The following is an 18,378-nucleotide window of genomic DNA, read 5'->3' as shown; positions in this document are numbered from 1 at the left end:
GCCCTACTCAACTGTGCGGAGGTGGGACGACGAAATCGAATTCTAACGAATTACCGATTTCTGTCCCACTCTCTCTTGTTTCGTCCCTTATTGCTTGGTCAAAACGATAATCCCTTGATCATCCTCTGCTTGCTCCAGATCTTCTAGCGACAACTGATTCCCTTCGATCCGATAGCGATAGGGTTCATCCCCGATACGCATGGATTGATTGACCGGATCAATACTGACCTCTTTGGTCTCTTCTTCTCCATCAGCATCTTGCACCGTAAACGTGCCTTTTCGACCCGTCACCACCAAGAGGATCGTATTTTCCTCGTCCTGTCCACGATAACTGCCATCTATGGATACTCCTTCTTTCTGTTCTTCACTCGCTGAAGTCACAGTCTGTGATGAAGCAGACGTCTGTTTGCTCGAAGTCTGTGTCGCTTTTTCTTGCTGGCTACAAGCAGTCAGGAAAAGGGCTACTGCCAAGGTCAGTATAGACATGATTTTTTTCATTAAGATCGGCTCCTTTCGCCATAACCGTATACTATCTACCACCAGTATACGCCAAGAAAGTCTTTAGGTCAATTGTTTACCCCTCTAATAAAAATGCCCTTACTTCCGCAATAAAATACAAGGACCCTGTCACAAATAAGACTTCATCTGGACGACTCTGATCCATAAATTCTTTGATATAGGCCTTATAGTCCGCTACATAGGGCAAGTCTTGTCGGTCGCCTTGTGCCACCACTTCTCCGTAATGGAAGGTCGTCAAAATCAATTCAGCTTCTGGCAATCCCGCTTGAAGCGTTTGGAGCATTCCGCTATAATCTTTTCGCTTGAGGGCTCCAAATAAAATCTTCATGCGCTTTCCTGCCAAGCTATTGGCAAATTCGATCAAGCGCAACATAGCATGAGGATTATGAGCGCCATCCAGATACACCTGGTCACCAAACAACTCTAGACGTCCAGGCCACCGCGTCTCTTGTAAGGCCAGTTTGACCTGATCCATATCCACTTCTTGATCTAGCCCCTCCATATAGAGGAGAAAGGCCTCCAGAGCTACTGCAGCATTTTCCCGTTGGTAATCACCCTTCAAGCCCAGAGACGGCAAGACAAGATCCACGTTTTCATTCCAAAAACGATCCTGCTCTAAGCCAAAATCTTTCTGGAAGGCATGGAGATCTACAACCAATTGCTTCGCTTTTTCTTGACAAACCACTTTCGCTTCATCAGATAAGGGGCCCACTACAGCTTTCTTGCCCTTCTTAAAGATTCCTGCCTTTTGCTGGGCAATTTCCGCAATCGTCCCTCCCAGTGTTTCCTGGTGATCCAGGCCAACCGAAGTGATCACTGCGAGCTCTCCTGTCACTACATTGGTCGTATCTAGAAGCCCACCGATACCAACTTCCAATAAGACCACGTCCACAGCTTGTTCCTTAAAATACAAGAGGGCCATGAGGCAGATAATCTCAAAATAAGAGAGTTGGTCTTGGGTTTGAATCAAGGTCTGCTCCATTTGCTGGACTTCTTGGCCAATCCGAGTAAAATCTTCATCTGAAATTGGCTGATCCCCAATACAAATCCGATCATGGATACTGATCATATGAGGAGAAGTAAAGGTCCCAACCTTCTTCCCATGAGCCATCAACAATTGACGCAGAAAGGCGATTGTGGATCCCTTCCCATTGGTTCCTGTCACATGAAGGATCGGGTAAGCCTTATCCGGCCTCCCTAAAAGGCTCACTGCCTGCTCCATACGATCCAGTCCCGATCGAAAATTCAGACCGATCCGACTATTCATCCATTGCTCAATCTTATTCACATCTTCCTCCTAAAAGAAAAAAGCGACAAAACCTCTTCTGACGTTTGCGCTCCTTTCTTTTGTAGTTATTTCTTTCGCATTTTTACAGCAAGTCCATCGGACTTACCAACTCTTTCTAGTTTCTAGGAGTTGGGCTAAAAACATCCACTGGACTTACTTGCGGTCTTCATTTCTAGCGCAAGGCTAAAAACATCCACTGGATGTTTTTACTCCTCCATAAAGCTGTTGAAGACTTCTTCGATCATATCCCATTCTGCATCTGAGTCTTCTGGGATTGGTTGAAGGTCGCCTTCTGTTCCGTCTTCGTTTTCTGTAAATGAATAAGCTTGGATTTCAACTTCGCCGTTTTCATCTTCTTCTGCATTTGCAGGGATCAAAAGGACATAGTTCTTTCCAAATTCTTCTTTGCCATCAATGGTTAAAAGAATTTCAAACAAGGTTTCATTTCCTTGTTCATCCACCAATGTAATTAATTCACGTTCTTCATGGTCGTGGTTATGATCATGTGCCATACTATTCTTCCTCGTTTTCTTTCTAAAAATTGCGATCTAAATAATTTTGTAAAATAAGCTGCGCTGCTAACTTATCAATAACTTTTTTACGTTTGCTACGGCTAATATCTGCTTGCTCAATCAACATCCGCTCTGCAGCAACTGTTGTCAACCGTTCATCTTGGTAGTCGACTGGCAACCCAAACTTTTCAGCAATCATTGCGCCATAAGCCTGACTAGCTTCCACACGCGGTCCGCTGGTATTGTTCATGTTTTTCGGCAAGCCCACAACAAAACGGTCTACCTTGTATTGAGCCACTAATTCGGCCAAGCGCTCCAAACCGAATTCTTTTTTGTCTTCATCGATTTGGATGATTTCAAGACCCTGAGCTGTAAAACCGAGAGGATCACTCACAGCAACCCCGACGGTCTTTGAGCCAACATCCAATCCCATAATTCTCATTAGAGGTCTATTCCTTGCCCTTTCAAATAATAACGTACCAATTCTTCCACGATCTCATCTCGTTCATATTTACGAATTTGGTTCCGTGCATTATTATAACGAGGTACATAGGCAGGATCACCACTGAGTACGTATCCTACGATTTGATTAATTGGATTGTAGCCTTTTTCATCCAGTGACAAGTAAACATCTTTCAAGGTCTCGCTAATTTCCTTACGATTTGAATCATCAAGATTAAAACGTACTGTTTCATCTGTAAATCCCACAAGAACACCCTCTTTCCTTAGAATATTACTATTATACCATAATTAAGAGTTTTCCACAACGGCCAAGCCCTTGATTTTACGGCTTTTTCAAGCATTTTTGAGCTATTTTAGCTAAACTGTTTTTTTATTTTTGCTCACTCGCTCCAGCATTGATGAGGTTGTCCGCAAATTGACTCGGTGTCAGCTTCAACAACTCTGGTAAGTGATTGTTTTTGAAGTAGGTCATGCCTTCAGCCTTCTTCACATCCATTGCTTCAAAATCATAGGTGATGGTTACCTTGTATTCATTCTCATTTTCCAAGGTCAAATCAGCTGTGAAACCTGGCACTGTCAAAGCTTCCTTAAATGCATCGTCCTTGTTAAAGGATTCTCTCAATTGCTTTTGTGCTTCCTCGACTCCAACCTGTTGGATCCCTTTTTTCAACTCCTCATCGGTTGCCGTCACATTGATGGTCTCCAACTTTTTAAAGGTATTCCCCACATAGGTGACGATTTGCGTCTGTTGTGTCCCCTTGTCATCTTTTGGAAAGACAAAGGTTCTAGTGATGACTTTATTTTCTTCAGCTTTTTGCAGGATACTCTTATTATCCTTTTGCAGTTGCTCTGCTTTTGCTTGGATTGCCTTTTGTTCACTTGAATTTGGCGTTTTCGCTTGTTTTTTTTGACCGCATCCAGTCAAACACAAGGCAAGTGCACCCAATAAGAAGATTTTCCTTTTCATTTTCCATTCCTTACTAGTTATTGTTTTCTAAAATATTGTATCATAGATTTCGTAAAATGGCGCAGTAAACTGCTTTTCATTCCGATTTTTAAAAAGAAAAAAATCAGAAACAAATTGTTTCTGATTTTCAATCGCTTTAAAGAGCTGCACGCATCCGCGCTTCTGCATTTTCTACATTTCGAACTGATCGTGGCAAGAAGGCACGAATATCGTCTTCTTTGTAGCCCACTTGGAGACGTTTGTCATCTACCAAGATCGGACTTTTAAGAATACGAGGTGTTTCCATGATGATGTCAATGACTTCATTGACACTCAAGTCTTCGATGTCCACTCCTAGATTTTTAGCGTATCGATTTTTTGAAGAGACAATACTTGCCACTCCATTTTCAGTCTTTGTAAGGATATCCAACAATTCTTCTTTGGTGATCCCTTCCTTACCGAGGTTTTGTTCTTTATAAGTTAGCTGGTGAGCGTTGAGCCAAGTCTTTGCTTTTTTACAGCTGGTGCAACTTGACACTGTATAAATTTTAATCATGCATGCACTCCTTTCGCTACACGATAATACTATCGTATTAGATTATAACACAAAAACCATCAGTCTAGCGACCTATTTTGAAAAAAATTAATCTTCAATTTCAATCGCGTCATCTAAATCTAGAGTTACTTCTTCTACGACAGGAGCTGCTTCTTCAGTTTTATCAAGGGTTTTCACTGCTTCGTCTTCTTCGATCAAACCAAAATGAACCCGAACCTTGTGGTCGATTTCGTCAAAAATTTCTGGGTGGTCAGCCAAGAATTTCTTAGCATTTTCAGATCCTTGACCAATTTTTTCGCCATTATAGGAGTACCACGCACCCGCTTTTTGGATGATATCCAAATCTGTTGCAATTTTCACCAATTCACCTGTACGTGAAATTCCTTCTCCGTACATGATTTCAACCATGGCTTCTTTGAACGGTGGAGCCACCTTGTTCTTCACAACCTTGATTTTGGTTTCCTTACCAACGTTGGTATCTTTTTGGTCCCCAGTCCCCTTGATTTGAGTATTTCCACGAACATCTAGACGGACAGAAGCGTAGAATTTCAGGGCACGACCACCAGGTGTGGTTTCAGGGTTCCCAAACATGACCCCAACTTTTTCACGCAATTGGTTGATAAAGATGGCAATGGTCTTGGTCTTATTGATCGAAGCTCCGAGTTTACGCATCGCTTGGCTCATCATCCGCGCTTGCAAACCAACGTGGCTATCCCCGATATCTCCATCGATTTCCGCACGTGGTACCAAAGCCGCAACAGAGTCGACAACCACCAAATCAACCGCACCAGAATCGATCAATTTACCAGCAATTTCAAGTCCTTGTTCCCCTGAGTCTGGTTGAGACAAGAGAAGTTCGTCGATATTGACCCCAAGAGCTGCTGCATAAGATGGATCCAAGGCATGCTCGGCATCGATAAAGGCAGCAATGCCTCCTTCTTTCTGTGCTTGCGCTACTGCATGGAGGGCAACGGTTGTTTTACCAGATGATTCTGGACCATAGATTTCGATGATCCGACCTTTTGGATAACCACCAGCACCCAAGGCAATATCAAGCGCCAAGGAACCAGAGCTCATGACTTGTACTTTTTGTTCTGCACGTTCCCCCAGACGCATGATCGATCCCTTACCAAAGTCTTTTTCGATCAACTTCAGAGCATCGTTGAGCGCTTTTTCACGCTCATCTCCAAATTTCTTAGAGATATCATCTAATTTTTTCTGTTTTTTCGCCATTCTTTTCTCCTATTTTTTACTATACAGGAAATGTATGCAACTCACTGACGCTTTCCGTCATTTGAAAGGCACATTTCCTATCCATTTTTAGAATTATTCTTCATTTGGCACAAGCTTCATTATACCAAATTTTCACCATTTAATACAGCCAAGCGCACCAAATTAAAGGCATGAAGGACTGCAATTTCGCGGACATCCGCCCGGCTACGTCCAGCGATATTAACTTGGACACTATCCACTCCATTTGGAGTCGCAAGTCCGATAAAGACAGTCCCTGCTGGGTGCCCTTCTAGACTATCTGGCCCCGCAACTCCGGTCAGGCTAACACCATAATCGGATCCTGTTAACTTACGGGCCTGTGAAGCCATGGCTTGAGCTGTAAAGTGAGACACCACTCCATGTTGCTCTAACTCTTGAGCTGGAATAGACAACATCTTGCTTTTTTCTTCCAGACTATAGGTGACAAAACCACCTGCAAAGATGCTGGACGCCCCTGAAAAATCTGCCAGAGTCGCTTGGAAAAGGCCAGCCGTCAGGCTTTCTGCAGCTGTAATGGTCTTACCAGTCCGTTTCAAGAGATCAAAGGCCACCTTGGCCATCGAATTATCATCCCCATAACCATAAAACAACTTATGCAAGGGTTGATGGTCCAGGGTATGGCGTGATAAGATTTCCTTTTCTAAGACATCGAGCTTAGCATCCGCTGAGGCTTGATCCTTCGCCTTTGTAGACAGACGCAAGGTTACTTCTCCCGTCTTGGCATAAGGAGCCACCGTCGGATCACTCTGCTTTTCAATGATATCGGCTAGGATCGTAACCAGCTGGCTTTCCCCAATCCCAAAGAAGCGCAAGACTCTTGAAAAGAGCTCTTCCCCTGTTGTCAAATGAGGCACCAATTGTTCGTTGACCATGGGTTTTAACTCACTTGGAGGACCCGGTAGAACGACATAGGTCACACCATCAACCGTGATCAAACCTCCAACCGCGAGACCTGTACGGTTTTGAAGAGGGATTGATCCGGCGATCATTTGTGCTTGTCGCTCATTATTGGGCGTCCGGACATAATCAGGGCGATTCGCAAAGAAGGTGTCGAGTTTGGCAAGCGCTGTCGGATCGAAAACCAGTTCCTTCCCTAAAAACTTGGCAAGGGTTTGCTTGGTCAAATCATCCTCTGTTGGCCCAAGTCCACCGCATAAAATCACCAAATCGCTGCGTTTTGAAGCTGTCTCAATGGTCAAGAAGAGACGACCTTCATTGTCTCCTACCGCCACATGATAATAGACATCAATCCCTAAACTAGCTAATTTTTCAGACAAGAATTGAGCATTGGTGTTCACAATTTGTCCTGTCAAAATTTCCGTTCCAACTGCAATAATTTCCGCCTTCATGGTGCCTCCCACTTATACTATTCGTAATTTTCATTTCATTTTAACACAATTTCCTAAATTATTTAAAAAACAGATTGAAGATAAAGTCCATTTTGGACAACTTTCTTCAATCTTTTTCTTTTAGAGTATAAAGTAAAAACTCTTAGAAATATCATTACATCAGCATTCCTAATAGTTTTAACTATGTGGCAATCAACTTCTAAAGGGCTATTTTCTATTGTTGATAGAGCTTATCTATATTCTGAAGTAACCATATCGAGTGGTTGCTTTTTTACTACTTTCTTGATCTAAAAACCTTCTTCTGACTCTAATTCTTGTTGTTTCCCCTCATCTTTTGTGATACAATAGCATCAATTTTTTCTAGGAGGATAATATATGGCTTCTACTATTGGTATTATAAGTTTATCTAGTGGGACTATGGGTGAAGACTTTGTCAAGCACGAAGTGGACTTGGGGGTCCAACGACTCAAGGACCTCGGACTCAATCCTATCTTTTTACCTCATTCGCTAAAAGGCTTAGATTTTATCAAAGAACATCCTGAAGCTCGTGCAGAGGATTTGATTCAGGCCTTTTCTGATGATAGCATCGACATGATCCTATGTGCCATTGGTGGAGACGATACCTATCGCTTGCTACCCTACCTCTTTGAAAATGACCAACTACAAAAGGTTATCAAACCAAAGATTTTTCTCGGTTTCTCGGATACAACCATGAACCACCTCATGTTGCATAAGCTAGGGGTCAATACTTTCTACGGCCAATCATTTCTAGCAGACATTTGTGAGTTAGACAAAGAAATGTTGCCCTATAGCCTCCACTACTTCAAAGAATTGATTGAGACGGGAAGAATCTCAGAAATTCGACCTAGTGACGTTTGGTATGAGGAAAGGACTGATTTTAGTCCCAAAGCCTTGGGAACACCTCGTGTCAGCCATGCAAATACAGGTTTTGACTTGTTACAAGGCAATGCTCAGTTTGAGGGAGAAATCCTCGGTGGTTGTCTTGAGTCTCTCTATGATATTTTTGACAACTCTCTACACGCAGATAGCACAGACCTCTGCCAAAAATACAAACTTTTCCCTGACTTATCCGACTGGGAAGGAAAGATTCTATTGCTAGAAACAAGTCAAGAAAAGCCTGAACCTGACGACTTCAAAAAGATGTTGCGGACTTTAAAAGAAACTGGGATATTCGAGGTCGTCAGTGGACTCTTGGTCGGGAAACCTATGGATGAAACCTTCTATAACGACTATAAAGAGGCTTTAATGGACACCATTGATAGCAATATCCCAATTGTCTATAATCTGAATGTTGGCCATGCCACACCAAGAGCGATTGTTCCCTTTGGAGTCCACGCGTATGTAGATGCAACGGAGCAAGTCATCCACTTTGACTATAACAAAGAAAGCTGAGATAAGACTCTCAGCTTTTTCTGTATTCTCCGATGTTCTAGGCATCTAACGTCACTCATTTCTACTTTTCCATTCACAATCATTCTCATGATCATTGACCAGGCCTGCTGCTTGTAGGTAGGATAGGACCGCAACGGAACCCGTAAACTTGAAACCACGCTTTTTGAGGTCTTTAGCCAACTGCTCGGAAAGAGCTGTCTTCGCAGGAGCCAACCGGTAATCCTGGACATCATTGTTGATGGCTTTCCCACCGACAAAAGACCAGAGATAGGCATCAAAAGAGCCGAATTCTGCCTGGACTTGTAAAAAGGCCTGGGCATTGGCCCGTGTCGCAAAGATCTTCGCTCGATTTCGAATGATGGCTGGATTGTCTAACAAAGCTTCCAGCTCCTCGTCCGTCATGTCTGCCACATGTTGAATGTGATAGCCATGAAAAACCTCACGGAAAGCCTGCCGTTTATTGAGCACCGTTTCCCAAGATAGTCCAGCCTGATAAGTCTCTAAGCAAAGCAACTCAAAGAGCGCCTGGTCATCATGGAGGGGACGTCCCCACTCCTCATCATGGTAGGCTATATAGAGGGGGTTGTTCATTTTAACCCATCCACAACGTTTTGGCATAGACTTCTCCTATTTCACCAACATCTTAAGGGCAGACTTGATATAGTTCTCTGCTGTATCCGAAGTTCCTTCAAAGAATTTCTTGATTTTCTTAAGTTCCGTTGACTTGTAGCCCAAAGCCAACATGGCTTCCATGGCTTCTTCCAAAGCTTGGTTTTCTTCTGCAACTTTGGCATTGGACTGAGCCGGTGCATCTTCTAGATCAAGATTGATCTTACCTTCTAGATCCAAGACCATCTGTTGGGCTGTTTTCTTGCCGATCTTCGGAAATTTGGTCAAGTAGGTGATGTTCTTGCTTTCGATGGCTTGGACGAGGCCTGCATTGTCATCCGCAGCAATGATAGCCAGAGCTGACACTGGGCCAATTCCAGAGACCGATATCAAATTCAAAAAGAGCTTTTTCTCTTCTTCTGTCGCAAAGCCATAGAGCAGGTGAGCGTCTTCACGGACTACTTGATGGAGATAGACTTGCACCTCTCGATTCATTTTACCAGAGTAAGCATAGGGATTAGCCACATGCAAGAGATAACCGATCCCAGCTGTTTCTACCACAATGTATTTGGCGGTGATTTTCGTTAAGATTCCTTTAATGTATTCGTACATAATCTTCCTTTATCGTTTACTTAATATTTGCCCAATTCTCGTAGGCTAGTGTGATTTTCCTGAATGCGTCGGAACATCTTTTCCATGTCCGACTTGGTGAAGTTAACCAAAACCGGACGGCCATGAGGGCAGTTATAAGGGTTGTCGCATTGGGACAGTTGATAGATCAGATCGCGTGCAGAGTAATCGTCCAGTGTGTGGTTAGCCTTGATGGAGCGTTTGCAAGACATCATGATGGCCAACTCAGCCCGGTATTTCTTGATGGACACTTCCTTGGTCAAAAGGAGCATGTCACACATCTCATAGATGCCCGCCTCGATCTCTTCTTCCTTCATCCAGATCGGATGCTCCCGCAAGATCAACTGGTTGGCTCCGTACTCTTCTAGATAGACGCCCACTTCCTCTAGGAGGTGCTTGCGCTGTTGCAGGCGAATCAGATCATCTGCAGGGAACTCAAAGATATAAGGCACCAGCAGTTGTTGCTGACTACCGTCCACATCCCCGATACTCTCTCGGTATTCTTCGTATTTGACCCGCTCTTGGGCCGCGTGCTGGTCAATGATGTAGAGGCCTCCATTGCCTTGGGCAAAGAGATAGGTCCCATGCATCTGACCAAAATATTCCAACTCTGGGAAGGTCGATCCTTCCTCTCCCTCCAGCTTGTCATAGGCCTTGTCTAGACTAGCCAGATCCAACTCTGGGTGATCCAGTTCATCGTATACCGCAGCCTTTCTTTCCGCAAACTTGATCGCACTTGTCGGTTTTTCTACTGGATTTTCTTGACTTATTGAATCAGCAGTAGCTTCATCTGTTAGAGGAAGTTGAGGATCTGCCACCTCTGGTCGAAGTTTGAAATCTTGACTTTCTCGGTCATAATAAAGGCGGTTTTCTTTTAAAGGCAAGGTTGTCTGTACTGGCTTTTCGGTCCGGCGAATGGTCGACTTGGCTAGATTTTCTAGAGCATCCGGAATCAGGTCCTGCTCTTTCAAAGCGTTCGCAATCGCTTGGGAGATCAAGGTCATTAGTTCTCGTTCTTTGGAGATTCGAACCTCTTGCTTGGTAGGGTGAACATTGACATCCGCTAAGTAAGGATCGATCTGGATATGAATGATCGCGAGCGGGAAGCGGCCCACCATGAGTTTACTACCGTAGCCGTCTAAAATAGCCCGATTGAGCAAGAAATTCTTGATGTAGCGGCCGTTGATAAAGAGACTGATGTAGTTGCGATTGGCACGAGTCAATTCAGGCAAAGACACAAAGCCCGTCACTTCAAAATCTAGATCGCGATTTTCAATGGCTACCATCTTCTTGGCAGACGCCAAGCCATAGACGCCCGCAATCGCTTGCCGGAGATTGCCAGTCCCCGCTGTTTTGGTCATTTCTTTTCCATCATTGATTAAGGTGAAAGCAATCTCTGGATGGGCCAAACTCAAGCGATTGAGAATATCCACGATATGGGACAGCTCTGCCTGCTGGCTTTTTAAATACTTGAGACGAGCAGGGGTATTAAAAAAGAGATCTTCTACTGTAATATTGGTCCCGACAGGGCTTGTCGCTGGCTCCAATTCCTCAATTTCACCACCCTTTGCGACCAATTTGGTCCCGTGGGCAGCTCCTTCTTGAGCCGTTAGAAGGGTTAGAATACTAACAGAAGCAATGGAAGGCATGGCCTCGCCACGAAAACCAAGCGTTCGAATGCGAAAAAGATCCGCTTGATTCTTGATCTTACTGGTCGCATGTCGACGAAGGGCCAGAGCGACCTCATCATGCGCAATTCCTTCTCCATTGTCTGTGATCCGAATCGACTTCAATCCTGCTTCTTCGATTTCAACGACGATCTGGCTAGCTCCAGCATCGATCGAGTTTTCAACCAATTCCTTGACCACACTAGCAGGTCGTTCAATTACTTCACCTGCCGCAATCTGGTTGGCTAGGACTTCTGGCAATTCAATAATCTGTGACATAGCTGCTCCTTTACCTTTTTTCACCGATACATGTAGCTCTATTATACCACAGATCCACAGGACTCCCTTTCTTAAAAAATGGAGGCTGGCCCCATCTTCTTCCCTAAAAACCGCATAGGCAAAGAAAATGACCACATAAACAAATCCCCTTGTCTTCCCTTTGGAAAAAGTGTTTAATAGTAGTGTAAAGAAGGAGCCGGGCTAGCAGGCTAACCGACTTTACCTAAGGAGGGAGAAAATATCTTATGAAAGTAGAAGTACACATTGATTCCCACTTCCAAGAAGAAGCGGTGACGATTACAGCACCTACACTATCTACGCGTGTAGAGAGAATCCGTGACTTTGTGGAAGAATTGGATCAAAAAGGGCGCTTACGTGCCAAAAAGGATGGGGAGGCTTACCTGATCGAAAGCCAGCTATTCCAACGTTTTTACATTGAAAATCGGCAAGTGATTGGTGAGACCATGACAGATCAATTTATCCTGACTGGACCACTCTATCAACTATCTGAAGACTTACCGACCTTCTTTCTCAAAATTTCCCAATCTGAAATTATCAACACAAAAGAAATCGATCACCTGCACTTCACTAGTGGAGGATCGGTTCAAATCTATCTAAAAAATGGGAGCCTGACCTACTCCTCCCGTCGTTATTTAAAAGCCATTAAGGAGAAATTATCATGCTAAAACAATCATTTTCTGACGCCCTAAAAGGGATTCTCATCGGGCTCATTCTATCCATCTTCTTTTCCTACCACTTCTCACCTGAGTTGTACCTTCCCTTAAGTCCCAACTCTACAGTCGGCCGCTGGATGTTCTTGCATCATGTTCACGGCTCACTGGTCATGCTCTATTGCGTCCTCGTTTGGGGTGCGATCGGGGTCCTCTTTAGCTTGGGAAGCCTCCTCTTTCAAAAAGACTGGAGCCTCTTGCGGGCTACTCTGAGCCATTACCTACTCATGTTACTTGGCTTTATTCCCCTAGCTACCTTGGCCGGCTGGTTCCCAGCACGACTAGGATTTTACCTTTCGCTCATTGTCGAATTCACCCTCGTTTATGTGATCATCTGGTTGGTCTCTTATCATTTTTACAAAAAACAAGTACAAGAAATCAATCAAAGCATTACTAACCACTAAAAGAAAAGATCCTCGCCGTCACGAGGATCTGAAAGTGGAGATAAGCTGTTCTTTTATACAAATCTAATAAATTCTATAAAAATTATACTCGTTATAGTTATTCAATCATCTACTGAAACTTTCCGCTGTGAGAAAAGTGCCTGAAACACAAACGTTTCAGGCACTCGGGAGTTTTGAGACCTTAGGCTCAAAACTAAGTCATGGAACTTCGTAGAAGTTCGCTGACGTCCGGACTCACCTAAGGAAAGTTTCTAAGATGACTTTGTATTCAATCTGAGATCCTCGCCGTCACGAGGATCTTTTTTTACAATTTCTTTTTCAATTCGGCGACTGCCATCATGACTTCCATCGGAGTCATATTATAGAGATCCAGATTCTTCAATTCCGTGATCACTGTATTTTCTGCCTCCTCCTCAAAGAGGGACATTTGTTCAGCAACCTGTGAAGGTGCTTCCTTTTTAAAAGTTTCATCCACAAACGGTACTTGCTGGGCTTGTCCTTCGAGCTTGGTCAAAATCGCATCCGCCCGCTTCAACAACTCTTCTGGCAAACCAGCGATCTTTGCTACGTGAATCCCATAGGACTTATCCGCTGGGCCGGGTTCAATCTTGTGCAAGAAGGTAACCTGTCCATCTCGCTCCAAGGTCGCGACATGGACATTTTCCAAACGGGACAGAGTCTCTGAGAGAGCTGTCAACTCATGGTAATGGGTCGCAAACAAGGTCTTAGCACCAGTCCGATCGTGGATGTATTCGATGATGGACTGGGCAAGGGCCATCCCATCATAGGTCGCCGTTCCCCGTCCCAACTCATCAAATAAAATCAAGGACTGGGGCGTTGCCTTGCGAATAGCGTGATTGGCCTCCATCATTTCTACCATAAAGGTAGACTGACCCGATACCAGGTCATCGGCAGCTCCGATCCGGGTATAAATCGCATCAAAGATTGGCAACTCAGCCTTTTGCGCTGGAACATAGGAGCCAATTTGCGCAAGAATCACAATGATCGCCAATTGGCGCATATAGGTAGATTTCCCGCTCATATTTGGCCCTGTAATCAACTGAATATCCCGTTCTTCATCCATATAGATGCTATTAGGAATATAGGACTGAGCGCCCATGACTTTCTCGACAACCGGATGGCGACCTTTGTCGATTTCAATTCGTCGCTCTTCATGAAAAAGGGGGCGATTCAACTGTTGCGACTCAGCAACACTGGCTAAACTTTGTAAAACATCAACCGTCGCAATCGCCTGAGCTAACTGTTGCAGACGTTGGATATATTTGCCAACTTCTTCACGAATCCGCATAAAAATCGTATATTCAAGATTAGCAGACTTCTCACGCGCCTCAAGCATATCTCCTTCGATACGTGCCAATTCTTCCGTGCCAAAGCGTTCTGAATTTTTCAAGGTCGCCTTGCGGAAAAAATGAGCAGGAACGTGGCTCAATTGAGAATTGGTGACATGGAAATAGTAGCCATCCTTCTTGTTGTAATCGATTTTTAGACCTGTAATGCCGCTGGCTTCGCGCTCCTTGGCCTCAATCTCAGCAATCCAACCAGTACCATCCCGAAGAACGACACGGTACTGGTCCAATTGCTCGTCAAACCCAGTTCGGATGATATTTCCCTCCGTAATAACAGCAGACGCTTCCGGAGCAATAGCTGAGGTAATCAAGCGGTGCAACTCAGGAAGTTCATCCAAGCGTGCAATTAAGACATCTAAGACTGGATCACCAATCCCCAGTAGAATCGACTTGATCGTCGGCACATGCCCCAGAGTATCTCCTAGCTGCAAGAGATCCTTAGGGTTGATCTTGCCAAAGGAAACCCGACTCGCTAAGCGTTCAATGTCATAGACCCCTTTGAGGCTGTCGGTCAAATCGCTCCGTTCAAAGAAATGATCCATAAAGACCTGAATGATGTCCTGGCGCTCTCGAATCCGTTTCAAATCGACTAAGGGTTTCTGAATCCAGGACCGCAACAAACGACCTCCCATGGCCGTCTTGGTTTCATCCAAATACCAATACAAGCTACCATGTTTCTTCCCAGTCCGCGCATTCTCTGTCAAATCAAGACTAGCCTTGGTCGCAAAGTCCATCTGTAAGAAATCGCAAATCTCATAATGATGGGCTTTTTTGAGGTGGCTCAATTCCCGCATTTGTGTCTGGTGGACATACTGGAGAAGTTTTCCAGCCGTTTTCTTTTCTAGCTCACTCAACTGATCCCCTAAGAGTTGAACATCGTCAAGCGCCGTCTCTACATGTGACAACAAGAGATTCATCTGGCTAACAAACACACGTTCTTCCTGTTCTGGCAACTCGTAACCCAGGACCACCTCACGCGCACGTAAATTGCGGATTTCTCCACAAACCATGCTAAAGTCATTGAGGGTCGTCACCTGAAACTCCCCTGTCACCAGATCCATATAGGCTAGCCCATACTCATTTCCTGAACGATCCAAAGCAACCAGGAAGTTGTTCTCACTATCTGGCTTGGTCGAATCCACCACTGTACCCGGCGTAATCACCTGTACGACTTCACGCTTAACGACCCCCTTGGCTTCTTTGGGGTCTTCCATTTGTTCCGCAATCGCGACCTTATAGCCCTGTTCAATGAGGACATCGATATACTGCTGGGCCGAGTGGTAGGGAACACCCGCCATGGGAATCGGATTCTCTGCATTTTTATTCCGTGAGGTTAAGGAAATCTCTAAAATTTGAGCTGCATTCACTGCATCTTCATAAAATAATTCGTAAAAATCTCCCATTCGAAACAGCAAAAAGGCATCCGGATAATCTTTTTTGATATCTAGATACTGCTGCATTCCAGGGGATATTTTCTCTACTGCCATACTTCTTTATTCCTTACTGTTGCGTCGTTTCTTGACACAAGCTCCATAGATGAAAACAGGAGTAGATAGCTCACTATCTTCCTCCTTTTGACATCTCTCTTTCTCTCCAACGGGGCTTGACTACTGCATCATCCCTAAAATTTCATTTTGAATTTCAATAGCCGCCTCTTGGTCACGGCAGACAATCAAGAGGGTATTGGCCCCTGCTACTGTTCCCAAAATACGCTCATCTGACATTTCATCTACACCATTGGCCAAGAGAGCTGCTTCTCCTAGCTCTGTCCGCAAGACCAAGGTGAATTCCGCTCGTGAGACAGACTTGGCGTGGCTGGACAACATAATATAAATCTCCGCCACCTCAGGCTCATTTGGCAAAATATAATACAACTGGTCTTTTCGTTTCACCTTGACTAGACCCAGATCGCGCAAATCTCGTGACAGAGTTGTTTGCGTTACAGCAATTCCTTTTGCTTCTAATCGATCCTGAATCTCTTTTTGAGTCGACAATTTTTCATTTCGAATCATTTGTTGAATCAAAAGGTGACGTTCTGTCTTTTTCATTGGACCTCCACTTTTGAATAAATATACTTTAAATTATACCAAAAAAATTGAAAATTCGCTCAGAATTGTGTTAAAATAATAGTTAAAAGGACTAAGGAGCTAATATGAACAATAAAGAACTCATTGCTAGTGAATTGGCCAAAGTGATTGACTCTCTTGACCAAGATGCTATTTTAAATTTGCTTGAACAACCAAAATCATCTGATCTTGGTGACATTGCTTTTCCAGCCTTCTCACTTGCAAAAGTGGAACGCAAGGCTCCTCAAGCAATCGCTGCAGATATTGCTGAAAAGATCAACCAAAGCGCCTTCGAAAAAGTTGTTGCAACTGGACCTTACGTGAACTTCTTCTTAGACAAATCTAAGATCTCTGATCAGGTGATCAAATCCGTCATCGAAGCAGGGGCAGACTACGGTCAACAAGACGAAGGTCATGGCCAAAACATTACCATCGACCTTTCAAGTCCAAATATCGCAAAACCATTCTCAGTTGGTCACTTGCGCTCAACCGTTATCGGGGATGCTCTTTCAAACATCTTCCGCAAAATGGGCTACAACACGATTAAAATCAACCACTTGGGAGACTGGGGTAAACAGTTCGGTCTCTTGATGGTAGCCTACAAAAAATGGGGTAGTAAGGAAGCTGTCGAAGCCAACCCAATCGATGAATTGCTAAAACTTTACGTTCGGATCAACGCTGAAATCGAAAACGATCCTGAGCTTGATGATGAAGGACGTCTCTGGTTCAAGAAACTGGAAGATGGAGATCCAGAAGCGACTGAGTTGTGGCAATGGTTCCGTGACGAAAGCTTGGTAGAATTCAACCGTATCTACAAACTCCTCGGTGTTGAATTTGACAGCTTAAACGGAGAAGCTTTCTACAATGACAAGATGGATGAAGCTGTCCAAATTCTTGAAGACAAAGGCTTGTTGAAAGAGTCTAAGGGAGCTAGCATCGTTGAGCTCGATGATGTCAACCTTCCACCGGCTATGATTAAGAAATCAGACGGTGCCACTCTTTATATCACTCGTGATATCGCAACCGCTATCTACCGTGCACGGACTTACAACTTTGTGAAAAACATCTATGCTGTAGGTCAAGAACAATCCAACCACTTCCGTCAATTGAAAGCTGTTTTGAAGAAAATGGGATTTGACTGGAGCGATGATATGGTTCACGTTGACTTTGGTTTGGTGACAAAAAACCGCCAAAAATTGTCAACTCGTAAAGGAAATATCATCCTTCTCGAACCAACTCTTCAAGAAGCCATCTCTCGTGCCAAAGCTCAGATCGAAGAAAAGAATCCTGAACTTGAAAACAAGGAAGAAGTGGCACATGCAGTCGGTGTTGGTGCGGTTAAATTCTACGACTTGAAGACAGACCGCCGCAATGGGTATGACTTCGACCTCGAAGCCATGGTATCCTTCGAAGGAGAAACTGGACCTTACGTTCAATACGCTTACGCTCGTATCCAATCAATCCTTCGTAAAGCCAACTTCACACCATCTACAGATGCGACTTACAGCTTAAGCGACCCAGAAAGCTGGGAAATCATCAAGCTTCTCCAAGACTTCTCTCGTGTTGTCAAACGTGCCGCTGAAAACTATGATCCATCCTTGATCGCAAAATATGCTATCAACTTGGCTCAAGCCTTCAACAAATACTATGCACACACTCGTATCTTGGATGAAAGCCCAGAACGCGAAAGCCGTCTTGCTCTTAGCTACTCAACTGCAGTAGTCTTAAAAGAAGCCCTTCGCTTACTTGGTGTCGATGCCCCTGAGAAAATGTAATTTCTTATCTAATGATTGATAAGTAGAACATCTCTTATGGGAGTGAGAGGAGAAACTAAATGCGATTCAATTTAGTTCTTTCTCACTCCTTTTCTCATGCCCAATGTCTTTCATTCTCTATATTTTCAGATCCTTTATATACAGGAGAAATCTATGAATCAAACCGTTTACATCTTAATCCTCATCAGTTTAGTGATCCTCTTTTTATTTAACAAGTACGAAAGAGAAAAACTACAACGGCTCCTACAAGAGCAACTCTTGAAAGATCCAGCTTTCAAAGATAGCATCAAGGAAAAAATCCAAGAGACCGACAATATCAACGATGTCATTCATGCCATCAATAAAGACTATCGATTGGGACTCCTACTTGCTAAAGAAATCACAGAAAAATTAAAATAAGCCATAGAAGAGGAGTCATATAAAATGTGACTCCTCTTCTATTCAGTCGCAACAAATAAGAGGCTGGGACAAAAGTCCTAGCCTCTCAATTATTTTTGGATTGTCGAGCAAGACGCAGTGGTTGAGTGGGCTCT

19 protein-coding genes are annotated in these 18,378 nt (G+C 43.9%); 5 read left to right on the top strand and 14 right to left on the bottom strand.

Features of this window, described 5'->3' with window-relative positions; genetic code table 11:
- Positions 1-87: 87 nt before the first annotated feature.
- The 9 genes from K1I56_RS09390 to K1I56_RS09350 form a co-directional block, all read right to left on the bottom strand.
- Positions 88-498 carry an SP_0198 family lipoprotein gene (locus K1I56_RS09390; protein ID WP_201090164.1) on the bottom strand — a complete coding sequence of 137 codons (411 nt, stop codon included), beginning with the start codon at positions 496-498 and terminating at the stop codon, positions 88-90.
- A gap of 76 nt (positions 499-574) precedes the next feature.
- Positions 575-1,807 carry a bifunctional folylpolyglutamate synthase/dihydrofolate synthase gene (locus K1I56_RS09385; protein WP_223325826.1) on the bottom strand — a complete coding sequence of 411 codons (1,233 nt, stop codon included), beginning with the start codon at positions 1,805-1,807 and terminating at the stop codon, positions 575-577.
- A gap of 206 nt (positions 1,808-2,013) precedes the next feature.
- Positions 2,014-2,319: a DUF1292 domain-containing protein gene (locus tag K1I56_RS09380; protein WP_003001941.1), complete on the bottom strand. Its 306-nt coding sequence runs from the start codon at positions 2,317-2,319 to the stop codon at positions 2,014-2,016.
- 22 nt (positions 2,320-2,341) lie between these two features.
- The gene (gene ruvX / locus K1I56_RS09375) at positions 2,342-2,761 is read right to left on the bottom strand and encodes a Holliday junction resolvase RuvX (RefSeq protein ID WP_023919889.1); all 420 of its coding nucleotides are present in this window, start codon (positions 2,759-2,761) and stop codon (positions 2,342-2,344) included.
- Positions 2,761-3,027 carry an IreB family regulatory phosphoprotein gene (locus tag K1I56_RS09370; RefSeq protein ID WP_003002070.1) on the bottom strand — a complete coding sequence of 89 codons (267 nt, stop codon included), beginning with the start codon at positions 3,025-3,027 and terminating at the stop codon, positions 2,761-2,763. Before K1I56_RS09370 ends, ruvX begins: the two co-directional genes overlap by 1 nt.
- A gap of 124 nt (positions 3,028-3,151) precedes the next feature.
- Positions 3,152-3,748 carry an SP0191 family lipoprotein gene (locus K1I56_RS09365; RefSeq protein WP_031576799.1) on the bottom strand — a complete coding sequence of 199 codons (597 nt, stop codon included), beginning with the start codon at positions 3,746-3,748 and terminating at the stop codon, positions 3,152-3,154.
- A 136-nt stretch (positions 3,749-3,884) separates the two neighbouring features.
- Positions 3,885-4,283, bottom strand: coding sequence for a transcriptional regulator Spx (gene spx, locus K1I56_RS09360; RefSeq protein WP_003009108.1), 399 nt, complete (start codon positions 4,281-4,283; stop codon positions 3,885-3,887).
- A gap of 87 nt (positions 4,284-4,370) precedes the next feature.
- Positions 4,371-5,516 (bottom strand): recombinase RecA, encoded by a 1,146-nt coding sequence (recA, locus tag K1I56_RS09355; protein ID WP_003002082.1) that lies wholly within the window; start codon positions 5,514-5,516, stop codon positions 4,371-4,373.
- 119 nt (positions 5,517-5,635) lie between these two features.
- Positions 5,636-6,904 carry a competence/damage-inducible protein A gene (locus K1I56_RS09350; protein WP_223325825.1) on the bottom strand — a complete coding sequence of 423 codons (1,269 nt, stop codon included), beginning with the start codon at positions 6,902-6,904 and terminating at the stop codon, positions 5,636-5,638.
- Between the two features lie 375 nt (positions 6,905-7,279).
- Between K1I56_RS09350 and K1I56_RS09345 the strand changes: the two genes are divergently transcribed.
- The gene (locus K1I56_RS09345; RefSeq protein ID WP_223325824.1) at positions 7,280-8,317 is read left to right on the top strand and encodes a S66 family peptidase; all 1,038 of its coding nucleotides are present in this window, start codon (positions 7,280-7,282) and stop codon (positions 8,315-8,317) included.
- Between the two features lie 51 nt (positions 8,318-8,368).
- Here the strand turns inward: K1I56_RS09345 and K1I56_RS09340 are convergent, their stop codons facing one another.
- The 3 genes from K1I56_RS09340 to mutL are packed head-to-tail and all read right to left on the bottom strand — an operon-like array spanning position 8,369 to position 11,502.
- Positions 8,369-8,935: a DNA-3-methyladenine glycosylase I gene (locus K1I56_RS09340; protein WP_223325823.1), complete on the bottom strand. Its 567-nt coding sequence runs from the start codon at positions 8,933-8,935 to the stop codon at positions 8,369-8,371.
- 9 nt (positions 8,936-8,944) lie between these two features.
- Complete coding sequence (gene ruvA / locus K1I56_RS09335; protein WP_223325822.1) at positions 8,945-9,538, bottom strand: Holliday junction branch migration protein RuvA; 594 nt, start codon at positions 9,536-9,538, stop codon at positions 8,945-8,947.
- Between the two features lie 20 nt (positions 9,539-9,558).
- Positions 9,559-11,502, bottom strand: a complete 1,944-nt coding sequence (gene mutL, locus K1I56_RS09330) for a DNA mismatch repair endonuclease MutL (protein ID WP_223325821.1) — start codon at positions 11,500-11,502, stop codon at positions 9,559-9,561.
- A 245-nt stretch (positions 11,503-11,747) separates the two neighbouring features.
- Here mutL and K1I56_RS09325 point away from each other — a divergent pair, with 245 nt between their 5' ends.
- On the top strand, positions 11,748-12,188 hold the full coding sequence (locus K1I56_RS09325; protein ID WP_223325820.1) for a LytTR family DNA-binding domain-containing protein: 441 nt from the start codon (positions 11,748-11,750) through the stop codon (positions 12,186-12,188).
- On the top strand, positions 12,182-12,637 hold the full coding sequence (locus tag K1I56_RS09320; RefSeq protein ID WP_223325819.1) for a DUF3021 domain-containing protein: 456 nt from the start codon (positions 12,182-12,184) through the stop codon (positions 12,635-12,637). Before K1I56_RS09325 ends, K1I56_RS09320 begins: the two co-directional genes overlap by 7 nt.
- A 304-nt stretch (positions 12,638-12,941) precedes the next feature.
- Here K1I56_RS09320 and mutS read toward each other — a convergent pair whose 3' ends face one another.
- On the bottom strand, positions 12,942-15,491 hold the full coding sequence (mutS, locus tag K1I56_RS09315; RefSeq protein WP_223325818.1) for a DNA mismatch repair protein MutS: 2,550 nt from the start codon (positions 15,489-15,491) through the stop codon (positions 12,942-12,944).
- Between the two features lie 120 nt (positions 15,492-15,611).
- Entirely contained in the window at positions 15,612-16,052 is a 441-nt protein-coding gene (gene argR / locus K1I56_RS09310; RefSeq protein WP_023919910.1) for an arginine repressor, read from the bottom strand.
- Between the two features lie 104 nt (positions 16,053-16,156).
- Between argR and argS the strand changes: the two genes are divergently transcribed.
- Together argS and K1I56_RS09300 are read left to right on the top strand one after the other, a co-directional pair.
- Entirely contained in the window at positions 16,157-17,845 is a 1,689-nt protein-coding gene (gene argS / locus K1I56_RS09305; RefSeq protein ID WP_223325817.1) for an arginine--tRNA ligase, read from the top strand.
- Between the two features lie 153 nt (positions 17,846-17,998).
- Positions 17,999-18,244 (top strand): MarR family transcriptional regulator, encoded by a 246-nt coding sequence (locus K1I56_RS09300; protein WP_223325816.1) that lies wholly within the window; start codon positions 17,999-18,001, stop codon positions 18,242-18,244.
- Positions 18,245-18,378: the final 134 nt, after the last annotated feature.

The sequence above is a fragment of the Streptococcus parasanguinis genome, assembly GCF_019929185.1.
GTDB classification, from domain to species: domain Bacteria; phylum Bacillota; class Bacilli; order Lactobacillales; family Streptococcaceae; genus Streptococcus; species Streptococcus parasanguinis_O.
This window is presented reverse-complemented; position numbering and strand designations above follow the sequence as displayed.

Bases quoted from the DNA above. Each gene is read 5' to 3' on its own strand.
- K1I56_RS09390 (WP_201090164.1), bottom strand. From the start codon at position 498: ATGAAAAAAATCATGTCTATACTGACCTTGGCAGTAGCCCTTTTCCTG.
- K1I56_RS09380 (WP_003001941.1), bottom strand. From the start codon at position 2,319: ATGGCACATGATCATAACCACGACCATGAAGAACGTGAATTAATTACA.
- ruvX (WP_023919889.1), bottom strand. From the start codon at position 2,761: ATGAGAATTATGGGATTGGATGTTGGCTCAAAGACCGTCGGGGTTGCT.
- K1I56_RS09365 (WP_031576799.1), bottom strand. From the start codon at position 3,748: ATGAAAAGGAAAATCTTCTTATTGGGTGCACTTGCCTTGTGTTTGACT.
- spx (WP_003009108.1), bottom strand. From the start codon at position 4,283: ATGATTAAAATTTATACAGTGTCAAGTTGCACCAGCTGTAAAAAAGCA.
- recA (WP_003002082.1), bottom strand. From the start codon at position 5,516: ATGGCGAAAAAACAGAAAAAATTAGATGATATCTCTAAGAAATTTGGA.
- K1I56_RS09350 (WP_223325825.1), bottom strand. From the start codon at position 6,904: ATGAAGGCGGAAATTATTGCAGTTGGAACGGAAATTTTGACAGGACAA.
- K1I56_RS09345 (WP_223325824.1), top strand. From the start codon at position 7,280: ATGGCTTCTACTATTGGTATTATAAGTTTATCTAGTGGGACTATGGGT.
- K1I56_RS09340 (WP_223325823.1), bottom strand. From the start codon at position 8,935: ATGCCAAAACGTTGTGGATGGGTTAAAATGAACAACCCCCTCTATATA.
- ruvA (WP_223325822.1), bottom strand. From the start codon at position 9,538: ATGTACGAATACATTAAAGGAATCTTAACGAAAATCACCGCCAAATAC.
- mutL (WP_223325821.1), bottom strand. From the start codon at position 11,502: ATGTCACAGATTATTGAATTGCCAGAAGTCCTAGCCAACCAGATTGCG.
- K1I56_RS09325 (WP_223325820.1), top strand. From the start codon at position 11,748: ATGAAAGTAGAAGTACACATTGATTCCCACTTCCAAGAAGAAGCGGTG.
- K1I56_RS09320 (WP_223325819.1), top strand. From the start codon at position 12,182: ATGCTAAAACAATCATTTTCTGACGCCCTAAAAGGGATTCTCATCGGG.
- mutS (WP_223325818.1), bottom strand. From the start codon at position 15,491: ATGGCAGTAGAGAAAATATCCCCTGGAATGCAGCAGTATCTAGATATC.
- argR (WP_023919910.1), bottom strand. From the start codon at position 16,052: ATGAAAAAGACAGAACGTCACCTTTTGATTCAACAAATGATTCGAAAT.
- argS (WP_223325817.1), top strand. From the start codon at position 16,157: ATGAACAATAAAGAACTCATTGCTAGTGAATTGGCCAAAGTGATTGAC.
- K1I56_RS09300 (WP_223325816.1), top strand. From the start codon at position 17,999: ATGAATCAAACCGTTTACATCTTAATCCTCATCAGTTTAGTGATCCTC.